The organism is Luteococcus sanguinis (genome assembly GCF_039527675.1).
In the GTDB taxonomy this organism is placed as follows: domain Bacteria; phylum Actinomycetota; class Actinomycetes; order Propionibacteriales; family Propionibacteriaceae; genus Luteococcus; species Luteococcus sanguinis.
In genome coordinates, this window is the sequence record NZ_BAAAKI010000003.1 from 275259 (window position 1) to 291810 (window position 16552).

Annotated in this window: 17 protein-coding genes and 1 pseudogene; 17 read left to right on the plus strand and 1 reads right to left on the minus strand. The window is 68.4% G+C overall.

What is annotated here, in order from left to right; translation table 11 throughout:
* The first annotated feature begins 96 nt into the window (after positions 1-96).
* From thrS to ABD089_RS03690, 16 genes are all read left to right on the plus strand, one after another.
* The gene (gene thrS, locus ABD089_RS03615) at positions 97-2103 is read left to right on the plus strand and encodes a threonine--tRNA ligase (protein WP_343884833.1); all 2007 of its coding nucleotides are present in this window, start codon (positions 97-99) and stop codon (positions 2101-2103) included.
* 1 nt (position 2104) lies between these two features.
* A complete protein-coding gene (locus ABD089_RS03620) occupies positions 2105-2713 on the plus strand; it encodes an HIT family protein (protein ID WP_343884835.1) in 609 nt (202 codons plus the stop codon).
* The gene (pgsA, locus tag ABD089_RS03625) at positions 2713-3375 is read left to right on the plus strand and encodes a phosphatidylinositol phosphate synthase (RefSeq protein ID WP_343884836.1); all 663 of its coding nucleotides are present in this window, start codon (positions 2713-2715) and stop codon (positions 3373-3375) included. Before ABD089_RS03620 ends, pgsA begins: the two co-directional genes overlap by 1 nt.
* An 8-nt stretch (positions 3376-3383) precedes the next feature.
* A complete protein-coding gene (locus tag ABD089_RS03630) occupies positions 3384-4250 on the plus strand; it encodes an LpxL/LpxP family acyltransferase (protein ID WP_343884837.1) in 867 nt (288 codons plus the stop codon).
* A complete protein-coding gene (locus ABD089_RS03635; RefSeq protein WP_343884838.1) occupies positions 4247-5404 on the plus strand; it encodes a glycosyltransferase family 4 protein in 1158 nt (385 codons plus the stop codon). Before ABD089_RS03630 ends, ABD089_RS03635 begins: the two co-directional genes overlap by 4 nt.
* 11 nt (positions 5405-5415) lie before the next feature.
* Positions 5416-6087 (plus strand): cardiolipin synthase ClsA, encoded by a 672-nt coding sequence (gene clsA, locus ABD089_RS03640; protein WP_386769461.1) that lies wholly within the window; start codon positions 5416-5418, stop codon positions 6085-6087.
* On the plus strand, positions 6084-6872 hold the full coding sequence (locus ABD089_RS03645) for a DUF881 domain-containing protein (RefSeq protein ID WP_343884839.1): 789 nt from the start codon (positions 6084-6086) through the stop codon (positions 6870-6872). The genes clsA and ABD089_RS03645 overlap by 4 nt, the downstream gene beginning before the upstream one ends.
* A gap of 49 nt (positions 6873-6921) precedes the next feature.
* Positions 6922-7254 carry a small basic family protein gene (locus tag ABD089_RS03650; RefSeq protein ID WP_343884840.1) on the plus strand — a complete coding sequence of 111 codons (333 nt, stop codon included), beginning with the start codon at positions 6922-6924 and terminating at the stop codon, positions 7252-7254.
* On the plus strand, positions 7247-8020 hold the full coding sequence (locus ABD089_RS03655; RefSeq protein ID WP_343884841.1) for a DUF881 domain-containing protein: 774 nt from the start codon (positions 7247-7249) through the stop codon (positions 8018-8020). Before ABD089_RS03650 ends, ABD089_RS03655 begins: the two co-directional genes overlap by 8 nt.
* A 149-nt stretch (positions 8021-8169) precedes the next feature.
* Positions 8170-8556 carry a glycine cleavage system protein GcvH gene (gcvH, locus tag ABD089_RS03660; protein WP_343884842.1) on the plus strand — a complete coding sequence of 129 codons (387 nt, stop codon included), beginning with the start codon at positions 8170-8172 and terminating at the stop codon, positions 8554-8556.
* 95 nt (positions 8557-8651) lie between these two features.
* The gene (locus tag ABD089_RS03665; protein WP_343884843.1) at positions 8652-9152 is read left to right on the plus strand and encodes a double zinc ribbon and FHA domain-containing protein; all 501 of its coding nucleotides are present in this window, start codon (positions 8652-8654) and stop codon (positions 9150-9152) included.
* A complete protein-coding gene (gene ftsR / locus ABD089_RS03670; RefSeq protein ID WP_343884844.1) occupies positions 9152-9853 on the plus strand; it encodes a transcriptional regulator FtsR in 702 nt (233 codons plus the stop codon). The genes ABD089_RS03665 and ftsR overlap by 1 nt, the downstream gene beginning before the upstream one ends.
* Before the next feature lie 58 nt (positions 9854-9911).
* Positions 9912-10376 carry a bifunctional nuclease family protein gene (locus ABD089_RS03675; RefSeq protein ID WP_343884845.1) on the plus strand — a complete coding sequence of 155 codons (465 nt, stop codon included), beginning with the start codon at positions 9912-9914 and terminating at the stop codon, positions 10374-10376.
* Positions 10377-10574: 198 nt separating this feature from the next.
* Positions 10575-11165 (plus strand): MerR family transcriptional regulator, encoded by a 591-nt coding sequence (locus ABD089_RS03680; RefSeq protein WP_343884846.1) that lies wholly within the window; start codon positions 10575-10577, stop codon positions 11163-11165.
* A 49-nt stretch (positions 11166-11214) separates the two neighbouring features.
* Positions 11215-14076, plus strand: a complete 2862-nt coding sequence (gene gcvP, locus ABD089_RS03685; RefSeq protein ID WP_343884847.1) for an aminomethyl-transferring glycine dehydrogenase — start codon at positions 11215-11217, stop codon at positions 14074-14076.
* Positions 14077-14186: 110 nt separating this feature from the next.
* Entirely contained in the window at positions 14187-15251 is a 1065-nt protein-coding gene (locus ABD089_RS03690) for a YhjD/YihY/BrkB family envelope integrity protein (RefSeq protein ID WP_343884848.1), read from the plus strand.
* Positions 15252-15555: 304 nt separating this feature from the next.
* Here the strand turns inward: ABD089_RS03690 and ABD089_RS13795 are convergent.
* Positions 15556-15789: pseudogene (locus tag ABD089_RS13795) on the minus strand (transposase); the annotation flags it as partial.
* Between the two features lie 137 nt (positions 15790-15926).
* On the opposite strand from ABD089_RS13795, the gene ABD089_RS03700 reads away from it, so the two are divergent.
* Positions 15927-16418, plus strand: a complete 492-nt coding sequence (locus ABD089_RS03700) for a hypothetical protein (protein ID WP_343884850.1) — start codon at positions 15927-15929, stop codon at positions 16416-16418.
* The last annotated feature ends 134 nt before the right edge of the window (positions 16419-16552 follow it).

Here is a 16552-nt window from a genome sequence, read left to right on the forward strand (position 1 = left end):
TGCGCACCGCATGGCCAACGCCGTCGCTGGGGCGAGATGCGGCAGAATGACCAAGTGACGGCATCCGGCCGTCCACCGCCGAAAGGACCGTCCACCGTGTCACCCAGGATCACCATCGTTCGCGACTCCGTACCGAGCGAGCAGGAGATCAAGACCACGACGACGGGCCTGGACCTCTTCTCCGACGACCGCTCTGTCGTCGCCATGAGGGTCAACGGCACCACCCTCGACCTGCAGCGCGAGCTCTTTGACGGCGACGAGGTCGAACCGGTGCTCGCCACCAGCGACGAGGGGCTCTCGATCATCCGTCACTCCGCCGGTCACGTCACCGCGCAGGCGCTGCAGAACCTCTTCGTGGACGCGAAGCTCGGCATCGGTCCGCCCATCACCGACGGTTTCTACTACGACTTCCAGGTCGACCCGCTCACCCCGGAGGACCTCAAGTCCATCGAGAAGCAGATGGGACGCGTCATCAAGGAGCGCCAGCGCTTCGTCCGACGTGTCGTCTCCGAGGAGGAGGCGCTGGCCGAGGAGGCCAACGAGCCCTTCAAGCTGGAACTCATCAGCGACAAGGGCGGCGCCAACGCGGACGACGGATCGTCCGTCGAGGTCGGCGGCGCGGAGCTGACGATGTACGACAACGTCCGTCGCGACGGTTCCGTCGCCTGGACCGACCTGTGCCGCGGGCCGCACGTGCCGCACACCGGCTACCTCAACGCGGTCGCCCTCACCAAGAGCTCCGCCGCCTACTGGCGTGGTGACCAGTCCAAGGCGCACCTGCAGCGCGTCTACGGCACCGCCTGGGCCACCAAGGAAGACCTCGTCGCCTACCAGCACCGGATGGAGGAGGCCGCCAAGCGCGACCACCGCAAGCTGGGCGCTGAGCTCGACCTCTACTCCTTCCCGGAGACCCTGGGTGCCGGCCTGCCCGTCTTCCACCCCAAGGGCGGCGTGATCGTCCGCGAGATGGAGGACTACGTCCGCCAGGCACACATAGACAACGGCTTCCTCTATGTGAAGACCCCGCACATCTCCAAGGAAGACCTCTTCTACACCTCGGGCCATCTGCCCTACTACGCCGACGGCATGTTCCCCGCCATCGACGACGACGGTGCGCTGTACCGCCTCAAGGCGATGAACTGCCCGATGCACAACGAGATCTTCCGCAGCCGCGGGCGCTCCTACCGTGAGCTCCCGCTGCGCCTGTTCGAGTTCGGCACGGTCTACCGGAACGAGAAGTCCGGCGTGCTGCAGGGGCTGACCCGCGTCCGTTCGATCACCCAGGACGACTCGCACTCCTATGTCACCCAGGAGCAGGCGCCCGAGGAGATCAACCACCTGCTGCGGTTCGTGCTCAAGCTGCTGCGTGACTTCGGCCTGGACGACTTCTACCTCGAGCTGTCGACCCGCGACGAGGACGGCAAGAAGAAGGACAAGTTCATCGGCTCGGACGACCAGTGGGCCGCCGCCACCGCGATCCTCGAGCAGTGCGCCGCCGACTCGGGCCTCGAGGTCGTCCCCGATCCGGGTGGCGCCGCCTTCTATGGCCCGAAGATCTCGATCCAGGCAAAGGACGCGATCGGCCGAACCTGGCAGATGTCGACGATCCAGTACGACTTCAACCAGCCGGCCCGCTTCGGGCTCCAGTACACCGCGTCCGACGGCTCCCACCAGGAGCCGGTGATGATCCACTCGGCCAAGTTCGGATCCATCGAACGCTTCCTTGGGGTGCTGGTCGAGCACTACGCGGGCGCCTTCCCGGCCTGGCTCGCGCCGGTGCAGGTGCTCGGGGTCCCCGTCGCGGCCGACTTCGAGGGCCACCTCACAGAGGTGCTGGACCAGCTCGAGCGGGTCGGCGTCCGCGTGGAGGCCGACTTCTCCGACGACCGTTTCGGCAAGAAGATCCGCAATGCCTCCAAGCTGAAGGTGCCGTTCATCATGATCGCCGGCGGCGAGGACCGCGACAACGGCGCGATCAGCTTCCGTTTCCGCGACGGGACGCAGAAGAATGGCGTGCCAGTCACCGAGGCCGTCGCGATGGTGCAGGACTGGGTGGCGCAGCGGACGAATGACAACCCGACCGCCGAGAACTTCGGGGCCTGACATGACCGACGAGGTCCACGTCGACCACCTGGGTGAGCTGGCGGGCGTCCCGGACGCCTTCCAGCGCCTGTGGACCCCGCACCGGATGGTCTACATCGACGGCGCCCACAAGCCCGCCGACTCCTCCGAGGCCGAGTGCCCCTTCTGCACGGCGCCCGGCAGGAGCGATGTCGACGGGCTGGTGGTGTGTCGCGGCCAGCACGCCTTCGTCGTGATGAACCTGTTCCCCTACAACCCGGGACACCTGCTGGTCTGCCCCTACCGCCACGTCAGCCTCTACACCGAGGCGAATGCGGACGAGGTGGCAGAGATCGCCGAGCTGACCCGCCAGGCCATGTGGACGCTCGAGACCGTCTCCGGGCCAGCCGGGTTCAACATCGGCATGAACCAGGGGCCGATCGCCGGGGCCGGCATTGCCGCGCACCTGCACCAGCACGTCGTCCCGCGCTGGCAGGGCGACTCGAACTTCCTGCCGATCATCGCCCAGACAAAGGCCGTCCCCCAGTTGCTGTCCGACGCCCGCCAGCGGCTCGCCGAGGGCTGGCTGAGCGAACCCCACTGGCCGACCGAACCCCACCGGCTGACCGAACCACAGGAGGGACAGGCCTGATGGTCGAGTACCTGCGACGCGGTTACTCCGCCGCGTTGACCCCCGCCGCGAAACTCTTCCTCGCGATGAGAATGACGCCGGACATGATCACCTGGGCCGGCACGGTGCTCACCTGCGTGCTGGCACTGTGGCTCGTGCCGGCTGGGCACCTGTGGCAGTCGGCACTGGTGATCACCGTGTGTGTGCTCACCGACGGTGTGGACGGGGTGATGGCGCGGCTGTCCGACAAGGGTTCAAGCTACGGCGCCTTCCTTGACTCGACGCTGGATCGCGTCGCCGACGGGGCGATCTTCGGCGCGGTGGCGCTGTGGTACGCCGGCCAGGGCGACTCCATGTGGTGGGCCGGCCTTGCCATCGGTGCGCTCGTGCTGGGTCAGGTCACCTCCTATGCGAAGGCACGCGGACTGGCGCTCGGCTTCAAGGTCTGGGGCGGTCTGGCAGCCCGCGGGGACCGCCTGCTGGTGCTGCTGGTGGGCATGTTCCTGGCCGGTCTCGGCGTCCACTGGGCACTGCCGATCGCGCTCGTCTACCTGTGTCTGGCCAGCGCCTTCACCGTCCTGCAGCGAATGGGCCAGGTGAAGAAGCAGGCCCAGGAGGCGGCAGCCGCCGGTGTCCAGATCATCGACCCGCAGGCCGTCGTCGCCGCCGAGCACCAGAACTGAGCACCGGCGTGGATCTGCTGCCCCTTGCCCGGCGGGTGCCTCGTCGGCTGTGGACGCGCGCGCTGGTGCCCATCTCCTGGGTTTTCGCTGCGCGTCCGCCCAAGGGCATCCGCCGCTGGCAGCGGAACGCAGCCCGGGCGACCGGGGTCGAACCCACACCCGCGCAGACCCGCGCGGCCATCGCCTCCTGGGCGCGCAACCTGATGGAGTCGATCCAGCTGCACGACGTGACCCCCGAAGAGGCCCTGGAGCGGGTCCGTGTCGACCGCGAACGGGCCGAATGGCTCCGGGCACAGGTGCAGGCCCGTGGTGCGGTCGTTGCCCTGCCACACCAAGGATCATGGGACCTCTCCGGAGCGTGGGCCTGCGCCTATGGCATGCCCGTCCACACCGTCGCAGAACGCCTGAGCCCCGCCGACTACGAGGTCTTCTGCGCCGAACGGGCAGCCGTCGGCATGACGCTGTACGCCCACGACGACCGGCGCGCCGTCCAGAAGCTGGAGCAGGCTGCCCAGCAGCACACGGCAGTCTGTCTGGTCACCGATCGGGCCATCGCGCGGCACGGGACGGTCGTCGACTGGCCGACTCCGAATGGTCCTGAGAAGGTCCGCATCCCGGTCGGCTCGGCGCTCATCGCCCAGCGCGCCGGGGTCCCACTGGTGCCGGCCACCTCGACCTTCACCCCTGACGGGATCCACCTCGTGATCGGGGGCGAGATCGAGGTCGGGCCGGGGGAGGACGGCATCGTGGCCGCGAACCAGCAGCTCGCGAACTGGTTCTCCGCGCAGGTCCAGAGCGAGGTCACCGACTGGCACATGCTGCAGCGATTCTTCGACCTGGTACACGAGGCGCGGGGCGAGGAGGCCACGGCGTGAGGATCGGTCTCGTCTGCCCGTACTCCATGACCAGGCCTGGGGGAGTGCAGAACCACGTCCTGGGTCTGGCGCGATGGCTGGTGGGCGAGGGGCACGAGGTGCACCTGCTTGCACCTGGAACCCCGCCGGAGGGGATGCTCGCCGACTATGGCCTGGCCCCCGTCCAGTTCACCTCGGCGGGACCAGGGATGCCCGTCCCCTTCAACGGGTCCATCGCCCGGATCAACTTCGGCGGGATCGTCGCCTGGCGGGTGGCGGCCTGGCTGAACACCCGGAGGCTCGAGGTGGTGCACGTGCACGAGCCGATGACGCCCTCGGTGTCGTTCTTCTCGGCTGCGTTCGCCACGGCGCCGGTGGTGGCCACCTTCCACACCGCCAACGACGGACTCCCCGCGATGGCCGTCGCGCAGCGCCTCGTTCCGCATGTCAACCGGCGCATCGTCCGCGCGATCGCGGTCAGTTCGGTTGCCCGGCAGGTTGCGCACCGCCCCGCCACCGTCATCGGCAACGGCATCCGCGTGTCCGACCACTCCCTGGCGCCCGCGACGGGCGCGTGGCGCGGGGGGGAGCGTCCCGTGCTCACCTTCGTCGGACGCTATTCCGAGCCACGCAAGGGTTTCGACGTGCTGCGCGGGGCATTGCCCACCCTCTTGGCCGCCCACCCCGAGCTGCGCGTGCAGGTGGTCGGTCATGGGCTGCCGGTCAACGACGACCGGATCACCTTCCTCGGCTCGCTGGACGACCAGGCCCGCAACCAGGTGTTGGCCACCAGTGACGTCTACCTCGCGCCACAGACCGGCCGGGAGAGCTTCGGCATCGTCCTGCTGGAGGCACTGGCGTCCGGGGCCCCCGTGGTGGCCAGCGACCTGCCTGCCTTCCGGGAGGTCGTCACCGATGACCGGGGTCCGGTGGCCCAGCTCTTCCGTCCCGGTGACGAACACGAACTCAACCGCGCGGTGCTGGAGAGCCTCGCGCAGCCGCGCGACCTGAACCTGGCCCGCGGCCGTGCCCAGGCGGAACGATTCGACTGGTCGGCCATCGGGCCCAAGGTGCTGGACGAGTATCGACAGGCCATGGCGGGACGGGCATTGGTGCCGCAGCCGCTGCGCCCTCGGCAGCCCGGGTCGGTTGATCGCCTAGGGTGGCGTTCGTGAGCGATCCACGGGTGACGAGCGAGGTAGATTCGCCCAGCGATGACACCGGCAGCCATGACACCGGCAGCCATGACACGGGCAGCTATGACACCGACCGGGTGCTCACCATCCCCAACCTGTTGAGCCTGGCCCGGCTGCTCGGCGTCCCCGTCTTCGTCTGGCTGGTGCTGGCCGAGCACCGCGACGGTCTGGCGGTGCTGTTGTTGATGGCCGCCGGATTCTCCGACTGGCTGGACGGCCACCTGGCCCGCCGCTGGCACCAGATCTCGCGTGTCGGGCAGATGCTCGACCCTGTCGCCGACCGGCTCTACATCGGTTCGACCATCGTCAGCCTCGCCATCCGCGAGCTGATCCCGTGGTGGCTGGTCGGCCTGTTGTTCGCCCGCGAACTGGTGCTGGTCTCGCTGGTTCCCTTCCTGCGCACCCGCGGCTACACGAGCCTCCCGGTGCACTACATCGGCAAGACCGCCACCTTCTTCCTGCTCTATGCCTTCCCCCTGGTGCTGCTCGGCGACGGCGACGGCACCGCCTCACTGGTGGCAAAGGTACTGGGCTGGGCCTTCTCGATCTGGGGGACCGGGCTGTACTGGTGGGCTGGTCTGCTCTACGTCCGCCAGACCTGGCACCTGATGCAGACACCGCCCGCAGCGCGGACGGCTCGAGGCCCGGAAGGCGGCGCATGAGCCCTCGTCCGGATGCGTCGATGGACCTCCTGCACCAGCTGACCCGCGACGCCCTCGAACCCGAGTACCGGGCGGTGAGCGCTGCTGGGCGTGGCCCCCGGCGTGGGCCGGGGCTGGCGGTCGGGCTGGGGCTGGCCGCTGCCCTGCTGTCGGTGGCAGCCGTTCAGGCCACCAGTGCCCGTCCGGACGACGAGGCGGAACGTTCCCGGCTGGTTGCCGAGGTGCAACGCGCCGAGCAGAGCCAGGACGAACTCCGTGAGCAGCTCTCCGCACTGGACGCCGAGGTCCGGGGCCTGCAGATTGCGCACGGTGGCCAGACGACCCCCGGTGCCGAGGACGAGCGACTCGGGGTGCTGGCCGGCACCCGCGCCGCCACCGGCCCCGGCGTCGTCGTCGTCATCTCCGACTCCGCGGAGGCTGCCCGGGCGGACGGCACGGACGGCGAGGTGACTGACGAGGACCTCCGACAGTTGGTCAATGGACTGTGGCAGGCCGGCGCGGAGGCCGTGTCGGTCAACGGACGTCGGCTGACGACGCGGACGGCGATCCGGATGGCGGGCGGCGCGATCACCGTGGACTACCGCTCCCTGCACAGCCCGTACCGGGTGGAGGCGATCGGCGACCCACGCAATCTCCCGGCCGCCTTTGCAGCCACCACCGGTGGTGCGTGGTGTGAGTACCTGAGGGCGAACTTCCAGATCGGCTACACGATCTCGTCGTCCGAGCAATTGTCGTTGCCAGCCGACCCGGGCCTCGGCGTGACGAAGGCGAAGGTGGGCTCGTGAGCAGGGACGAGACGATGCACGAGGACCGGACGAGGGAGGGGGAGGCGCGATGATCGCGATCCTGGGAATGTTGGTCGGGATCGGGCTGGGCCTGTGGCTGCAGCCCAACATCCCCGTCGGACTGCAGCCCTACCTGCCCATCGCCATCGTGGCGGCGCTTGATGCGCTGTTCAGGGCCTGCAGGGCGTGGCTGGAGGGGATGTTCACCGACAAGGTCTTCGTGGTCTCGTTCGTCTCGAATGTCTGCATTGCGGCGCTCATCGTGTGGGTGGGCGACCTGATCGGCGTTGGCTCGCAGTTGTCCACCGCGGTCGTCGTCGTCCTGGGCATCCGCATCTTCACCAATGCGGCCGCGATCCGTCGGGCGCTGATCCATGCCTGAGGTCGAGGCTGCCCGCCCGCCCCGCCACGCTACGCAACCAGCCCTGGCCCAGGCCGCGCGACCCAACCTGTCCCAGACCCTGTTGCGTCCGGGACGCTCGCAGCTGGTGGTTGCGCTGGTGCTGGGGCTGGTGGGTTTCTCGATGGTCACCCAGGTGCAGACCAGGGGAGGGGACCAGACGTATTCGTCGCTGCGTCGCGCCGACCTGGTGACCATGGTCGAGCAGTTGAATGCCGAGTCCGCCCGCCTGCGCGCCGAGGCGGACGAGCTGACCCGCACCAAGGAGCAACTGGCCTCCGGTGTCGGCGCCCGCGAGGTCGCGGCCCAGGAGAACCGCAAGCGGCTGGACGCGCTGCGGATACTGGCTGGCACCGTCCCGGCCACCGGGCCCGGCATCAGGATCGTCATCGACGACCCCGCCGGCCAGCTCGGCCCCGAGGTACTGCTCAACGCCGTGGAGGAGATGCGCGACGCCGGCGCCGAGACGATGGCGATCAACGGCACCGTGCGCGTGGTCGCCAGCACGTTCTTCGCGAAGAAGGCGGACGGGCTCGTGGTCGACGGCAAACAGTTGGTCTTCCCCCTCGTCCTGGACGTGATCGGCGACTCGCACGCGCTCGACGAGGCGGCTCGCTTCCGCGGCGGACTGGTCTCCCAGGTGCAGTCGGAGCAGGTGGGCGGCACCGTCACCATCACCGAGGTGAACAGCCTTGTCATCTCCGCTCTGCATGACCCGACGACCCCACAGTGGGCGCGTCCTGCCTGAGCGCACGGCCCACCGGCCTGAGCGCACAGCCCACCGGATGGGGCCCTGTGCCCGGCGGGGTCGTCCCCGCTAGGCTGACGGCATCACCGGCGCCTGCCGGAGCACAACGAGGGCAACCATTCCCACCACAGCAGAGAGCGAGTCAGCCGATGTCACGTTTTCCCGAGGACCTGAAGTACAGCGCCGACCACGAGTGGGTGCGCGCCGGGAACGGACGCATCGTCCGGGTCGGGATCACCGACTACGCGGCGGAGCAGCTCGGTGACATCGTCTACGTCTCCCTGCCCACGGTCGGTGAGGAGATCGCCGCCGGCGACGCGTGCGGTGAGCTCGAGTCGACGAAGTCGGTCTCGGACCTGTTCACCCCGGTGGCCGGCGTGGTGACCGCAGTCAACGAGACCCTGAGCGATGCGCCGGAGACCATCAACTCCGATGCCTACGGTGACGGGTGGATCTTCGAGATCGAGCTCGCCGAGGATGCCGACACCGATGACCTGCTGGATGCCGACGCCTACCAGGCTCAGGTCGGCGACTGAGGACACCGGCGCGTGGTTCGAGCCACGACTGCGGCAAGCTGGTTGAATTGACGTGTTGGGCGCGTGTGCGTCCGTCCTGAGAAGGGAGATGGGCCATGGAGTGCACCAGGTGTGGTCGCGTGAACGCCGCGGGGAGCAACTTCTGCTCGCACTGTGGCGAGCGACTGGTGGCCGACGTCACCCTCACCGGTGACGCCACCAGCATCATCCCAGCCGTCACGGACGATGGCGGTGAACTGGACGAGTTCTCCCCCGAGGTACATGCCGCCGTCAGCAGCCTGCCCGTGGACCACGCTCTGCTGGTCGTCGAGCGGGGGCCGGACGCTGGCGCCCGCTACCTGCTCGACCAGGACGTCATCACCGTCGGCAGACACCCTGACTCGGACATCTTCCTGGACGACATCACGGTGTCGCGCCACCACGTGAAGTTCAACCGCACCGCCGAGGGCTGGCAGGTCGCCGACCAGAACTCGCTGAATGGAACCTACGTCAACCGCACGCTCGTCGACGGCGAGGCGCCGCTGCGGCAGGGGGACGAGGTGCAGATCGGCAAGTTCCGGATGGTCTTCTTCGCGAGCGGCGACGGTCTGAACTGATGGCCCCACCGCTGCGCAGCATCGGTCAGGTGCTCGCGATTCTCAAGGTCGAGTTCCCTGACGTCTCCATCTCGAAGATCCGCTTCCTCGAGAGCGAGGGCCTGATCTCGCCTGAACGGGCGCCGTCCGGCTACCGCCGCTATGCCCAGCATGACGTTGATCGCCTGCGCTACATCCTGCGCGTGCAGCGGGACCACTACCTGCCGTTGAAGGTCATCCGCGAACACCTGGAGATGATGGACCGGGGTGACGAACCGCCCTCGATGGAGGCACCGCCGCCGACCCCGGCCGCCGTCGAGGTGGAACCGGTGGCCGAGCCGCGGTCCCGGCAGCAGGGCCAGCCGCGCAAGGCGATCAGGCTCTCTCGTCGTGAGCTGCTCGCAGCATCGGGGATCAGCGAAGCCGTGCTGCTGGAACTCGAACGGCAGCGCTTGGTGAGCCCGCGCCGCGCATCCAACTTCTATGGACGTGATGCGCTGACCGTCTGCGTGGTGGCGCGTCGACTGCAGCTCTACGGCATGGACGTGCGGCACCTGCGCGCTATCAAGCAGTCCGCCGAGCGTGAGGCCGGCTTGGTCGAGCAGGCGATCCAGCCCTTCCTGCGTCGCAACAACTCCCAGGCATCGGAGGCGGCCGCCGAGGTGACCCAGTTGGTCATCCATGCGCACGCCGCGATGATGCACTCGCTCATCGAGCGCTGAACTCACCCCGCCTCGCACCGAACGGCTCACCCTTTCGATGGTGACTAGTCTGGGCACCATGCGCGAACTCGATGTGCTCGGCGTCCGGGTCGAGATGCCCTCGAATGTCCCGATGCTGTTGCTCAAGGAATCCGACGGCCAGCGCGTGCTGCCGATCTGGATCGGTGCGGCGGAGGCCTCGGCGATCGCGAACGCCCTGGAGGGGCTCGTGCCGCCGCGTCCGCTGACCCACGACCTGCTGGCCGAGGTGCTCTCGGAGCTCGGCCACACCCAGCTCGAGGGACGGATCACCGACATGTCCGAGGGCGTCTTCACCGCGGAGCTGGTCGTCGACGGACACGTCATCAGCTGCCGTCCCTCCGACCTGGTGGCGCTGGCCCTGCGCGCCGGGATCGTGCTGACCTGTCCCGAGGAACTGCTGGACCAGGTGGGCATCGTGCTGGACCAGCCCGCCGACGACGAGGTGGAGCGCTTCCGGGAGTTCCTGGACAACATCTCGGCCGACGACTTCGACGAGTCCTGACCAACTCGGGCCGGCCTGTCACCAAAACACCTCAACCCGCGGTGGAGGTCCGAGCCTCGGTGAAATGCCTAGTCAGCGCACTGCCTCAGGCGTGATGGATTCATGGCCGGGCGCGCGGCGTGTTCGTTGCGTGGTTCTGGCGCCAGCGATTAGCGTCTAACTACGAAGGTGTGACTACAGCGCTGAAAGAAGGAACTGGTGAACGACGAAGCCCGTGAGGCCGCCGAGGCGCTGTTCAACGTCCAGGAGACCCTGTTCGACGGTGACTTCTCGCCGCTGCCGGAAGACCTGGGCTTCCGCGGTCCGATCGCCTGCGGTGCTGCCGGGATCACCTACCGCCAGCTCGACTACTGGGCCCGCACTGGCTTGGTCGCCCCCGGGATTCGAGGCGCGGAGGGTTCTGGCACCCAGCGTCTCTACTCCTTCCGCGACATCCTGATGCTCAAGGTGATCAAGCGCCTGATCGATGCCGGCATCTCCCTGCAGCAGATCCGCGTCGCCGTCGACCACCTGCGTGAGCGCGGCGTCCAGGACCTCACCCAGGTCACCCTGATGTCCGACGGTGTCTCGGTGTACGAGTGCACCAGCGACAACGAGGTCGTCGACCTGCTGCGCGGCGGCCAGGGCATGTTCGCCATTGCTCTGGGTGGCGTGTGGCGCGATATCGAGGGAACCCTCAGCCAGCTGCCCACTGAGCGTGCGCACCAGCCGGAAGCGGAAGAAAGTGGCGCTCAGCACGCCGGGGACGACGAATTGTCGCGCCGCCGTCGCGTGCGCCGGGCAATCTGAGCGCGTCCCTGCGGCAACCGCCCCCAGCAGAGGCGATAGGGTCGGCCGCATGGCCAACCCGCATGACTTCAGCGCACGTCACATCGGCCCGTCCGAGGCCGACCAGCAGGAGATGCTCGCCGCGATCGGCGCAGCCAGCCTCGATGACCTCGTCGAGGCGCTGCCCGCCGACATCCGGCTCGAGCAGCCACTCGACCTGCCGCCCGCCCGCACCGAACAAGAAGTGCTGGACGAACTGATGGGGCTGGCCGCCCAGAACAACCCGCTGCGGGCCATGATCGGCCTCGGCTACCACGGAACCATCACCCCGCCGGTCATCCGCCGCAATGTTCTCGAGGACCCGACCTGGTACACGGCCTACACGCCCTACCAGCCCGAGATCAGCCAGGGCCGGCTCGAGGCGTTGCTCAACTTCCAGACGGTGATCAGCGACCTGACGGGTCTCGACACCGCGGGTTCCTCGCTGTTGGACGAGGCCACCGCGGTTGCCGAGGCCGTCGCCCTGGCCCGCCGCAACTCGCGCAAGGGCGCCGTCGCGCTGCTCGATGCCGACCTGTTGCCGCAGAGCAAGGCCGTCGTCCGCACCAGGATGGTCGCCCTCGGCATTGAGGTCGCTGAGGCCGACGACCTCGTGCTCGCCCTGCAGCAGCACGAGGCCTTCGTCGTCGTCGTCCAGGTGCCGGGAGCATCGGGCCATCTGCGCAGCGAGGGAGAACTGCGGGCGATCGCCGACAAGGCCCACGAGAACGGCGCCACGGTCGTCGCTGCCGCCGACCTGCTGGCGCTGACCCGTATCGTCGAGCCCGCCGCCTGGGGCGCCGACATCGCGGTTGGTTCGTCGCAGCGCTTTGGCGTCCCCCTGTTCGGCGGCGGCCCGCACGCCGGCTACATCGCCGTCCGCAAGGGTCTGGAGCGCTCCTTGCCCGGCCGTCTGGTCGGAGTCTCGGTCGACGCCGACGGGACGCCCGCCTACCGGCTCGCGCTGCAGACCCGTGAGCAGCACATCCGTCGCGAGAAGGCCACCTCCAACATCTGCACCGCGCAGGTGCTGTTGGCTGTCACCGCGTCCATGTACGCCGTCTACCACGGCCCCGAGGGACTGGCTGCGATCGCGGACGAGGTGCACGACAAGACTCGACGCCTGGCAGCAGCCGCCATCGCGGGCGATCTGGAACTGGCCAGCGAGACCTTCTTCGACACCCTCACCGTCAAGGTTCCCGGGCGCGGCGCCGCGGTCGTGGCCGCCGCCCGCGCCGAGGGTGTCCACCTTCGGTTGGTCGGTGAGGACTCGGTCGGCATCTCGGTCGGCGAGGACGCCTCCGAGGCCGACCTGTCTGCCGTGGCCCGGGCGCTGGGCGTGGACGACCAGTTGCCCGCCGAGGGCGTCGGCGGCCTGGCCGGCCACGAGCGGACGAGCGACTACCTCACCCATCCGGTGTTCAACGCCTACCACTCCGAGACGATGATGCTGCGCTACCTGCGTGCCCTGTCTGACCGGGACTTCGCGCTGGACAAGGGCATGATCCCGCTCGGCTCGTGCACGATGAAGTTGAATGCCACTGCGGAGATGGAGCCGATCAGCCTGCCTGGCTTCGCCAACCTGCACCCCTTCGCCCCAGCCGAGGACGCCACCGGCTATGCGGTGCTGATCGACCGGCTCTGCCGTTGGTTGGAGGAGATCACCGGCTACGACCGGGTGTCCCTGCAGCCCAATGCCGGTTCCAACGGCGAGTTCGCCGGCCTGATGGCGATCCGGAGCTACCACCTCAGCCGCGGCGACGAGCAGCGCACCGTCTGCCTGATCCCGTCCTCAGCGCACGGGACGAATGCCGCTTCGGCCGCGATGGCCGGGATGCAGGTCGTCGTCGTGAAGGCCCTGGGCGACGGTTCGATCGACATGGACGACCTGCGCGCCCAGATCCAGAAGGTGGGGGACACCCTGGCCGCGATCATGGTCACCTATCCCTCGACCCACGGCGTCTATGAGGACACGATCACCGAGCTGTGCGCGCTCGTCCACACCGCCGGTGGCCAGGTCTACGTCGACGGGGCCAACCTCAACGCCCTGGCCGGTCTGGCCCGTCCGGGCACGTTCGGTGCCGACGTCAGCCACCTGAACCTGCACAAGACCTTCGCCATCCCGCACGGCGGCGGCGGCCCGGGCGTCGGCCCGGTCGGGGTCCGGGAGCACCTGGCCCCGTGGCTGCCCAGCCACCCGCTCTCGGAACAGGCGGGGCCTTCCACCTCCTACGGTCCGGTCGCTGGCGCGCCCTTCGGATCCGCAGGCGTGCTGCCCATCTCGTATGCCTACATCGCGATGATGGGAGCCGACGGACTGCGCCGCGCCACCCTGAACGCCGTCCTCGGCGCGAACTACATCGCCCACCGGCTCGCTGACCACTACCCGGTGCTCTACACCGGACGCGGCGGCCGGGTCGCCCACGAGTGCATCCTCGACCTGCGCGGGATCACCCGGGAGACGGGCATCAGCGTGGACGACGTCGCCAAGCGCCTGGTCGACTACGGCTTCCACGCGCCCACCATGAGCTTCCCGGTCGCCGGGACGCTGATGGTGGAGCCCACCGAGTCGGAGAGCCGCTACGAGCTCGACCGCTTCTGTGACGCGATGATCGCCATCAAGGCCGAGATCGATCGGGTCGCGGCGGGGGAGTGGCCCGCGGACGACAACCCGCTGCACAACGCGCCCCACACGCTGGCCCGGGTGACCGCGGACGAGTGGAACCATCCCTACTCGCGCACCGAGGCCGGCTTCCCGGCCGGACGCAAGGTGGGGCCCATCGCCGGCTCCGGGCAGGACAAGTACTGGCCGGCGGTGGCGCGCATCGATGGTGCGCACGGCGACCGAAACCTGGTCTGCAGCTGCCCGCCGCCGGAGGCCTACGCCAACTGAGGCGCACGATCCGTCCGCTGCTGGCCCCGCGAGCCCACCCCCTTCGGGCGGGCTCGCTCGCTACCCTGTTCCAGAGCCGCTGAGGAAGGGGAGCCCGCACCGTGGTGTTCATGGAGGCATGGCGCTGGATGAAGCGCACCCCGTGGACCGCCCACATCATCCGGGCCACCGACCGCTTCAACGCCCGGATGGGTTCCCAGCTGGCGGGTGGGATCACCTACTTCTCCGTGCTGACGATGATCCCGGTGCTCGCCTTCGGTTTCTCCGGGCTCGGCTTCGTACTCACCGTGTATCGGCACGAATGGCTGGTGACCATCAAGGACGCGGCATTGCAGGAGATCGGCACGGTGGCCGGTGGAAAGCAGGCCATCTCGCTGATGGAACGGGCGCTGCGGGACTGGCAGAGCGTCCTGTGGTTCGCACTGGTCTCGGCCGTCTACTCCGGCTCTGGCTGGATGGGCAACCTGCGCGGGGCCATCCGCGCGCAGTGGCGCCCCGAGTTCGACCTGTCGCCGCCAGGGCGCCACTGGGCCATCGAGTGGTTGGTGAACCTGTTCTACTTCGTGTGCCTGATCGCGGCCCTGACCTTCTTCTTCACCGTCACGATTCTGGCCGGCAACTTCGCCGAGGACGTCGTCCGCTGGCTCGGCCTGGGCCACGGATTCTGGGTGCGCAAGGCGCTGCAGCTGGGCGCCTTCGTGCTGACGGTGGCGCTCGGATCGGCGCTGTTCCTGTTCCTCTACAGCCGGATGCCGCAGTACCAGGCCCCGCACCGGGACCTGCTCAAGGGTTCGATCGCCAGCGGCCTGGCGCTGGCCCTGTTGCTGAACGCCACCACGATGCTGGTGTCCTGGTTCAGCCGCGGGCTGGCGACCATCGTGTTCGGCAACATCGTCATCATCATGATCTTCTTCAACATGTTCGCCCGGCTGATCCTGTTCGGTGCCGCGTGGATCGCGACGAGCTACCAGCCGGCCATCCCACGCCGCTACTCCGAGGTGGACCTGCCGCTCAAGCGCCGTTCGGACGTGATGACGGTGCCGGGCCACTGGGAGATCGCCGAAGCGGCGCGACTCGAGGACGAGAAGCTGCGACAGCGCGAGCAGTTGGCCCGCGAGGAGTCCAGACGCTTGGACGCCGAACGCAAGCGCCACAAGCGCTTCTATCGACGGTGAAGCAGGATGCACCGTGCACCTCACCGTTCCAGAAGCGCTCATCCCCGTCTATCTCAAGCTGAGCAGGACGAACTCGACCGTCACCAACGTCGAAGGAGCCGAGCTGGAGATCCGTCGACAGGAGATGCGGCCGGCCCCGGCCATGCCGCCGCAGAAGCTCCCTCCAGGCGTGACGATCACCGTCGAGGGACGCGGTGATGTGCCCGCCTACACCATTCAGGCCTCGGCGACGGCCGTCCGGCAACCGGTTCCCGCCCCGCGACAGTCGATGGTGCGGATGGTCACCCGAGGACACGTCGTCCGGCGCGGTCCCGGTCCAGGACGCGAAGTGGCCCTTGTTGGGGAACCGGGTGATGTCACCGACCTCGACCAGCAGCCGCGCGGCGCGGCCCTCGGTCGGGTTGCGGACCGCACGAGGGCCGAGGGGAAAAGTCCGAACGAGGCGATGAGGGCGTTGAAACGGCGGTTGTCGTACATCGTCTACCGGGACTTGCTCAACGACTACGTCGCCCGAGCTGGGGCGGGTTCGGGAGGACAATCAGGCGCGTCTACTACTTCCCGAACCCGCTGAAGATGATCCTAGGACCCGGCTGCCTCTTGCTTCATGACGCCTCTTGACACAGCGGGGTGCCAATTGAGTGCGCCTCTGACCCGCGTCCGTCAGCGTCCTGCATCATGGAAGCCGTGGCGCGAAAAGATGGCACGCTCTGGATCCCGGCGGACAGGGAATGGCGCCGCAACATGGCAATCTCTACCGGGTCCGCCGCTCTGGTGTTCCCCGCAGCATTACTCGCGTGGCTGGGCGCATCACTCTGGACCACCACCGTCATCGGCTTGGTCTGCCTGGTGATGGCCGTGTCGCGGACCCGAGTGGCGGGTATTGGACTGGATGCCCAGCACCGGGTTCTCACGTCACGCGGTTATCTCGTGACCAAGAGATGCCCCTACGCAGCGATCACCTGGATTGGCGTGGCTGGCTCACCGCAATTCCAGGGGCCGCTCACAGAATGGGGCAGTGCCGCGCTGCATCTCACGGCCGATGGGGACGACGTCGTGCTGCCTTCCACAAACACCCGCCACCGCGACAAGGCCCTACGACGAGCTGGCGCGCTTCACCAGATGCTCCACGCCGATACCCCACCCACCGAAGTCCCCGCGGACTGGTGATGGCGCCCAGCGGCTACTAGTTCCATTGACTGCAGATCGGGCCTTGGCCGAGGCTCGGTTCAGGTGGTTCGGGGCGGTCGCTCCACTTTGCGGCTGTCCACCCAGTGGGTGTGACTTTCAATTGGCGTGCGCTA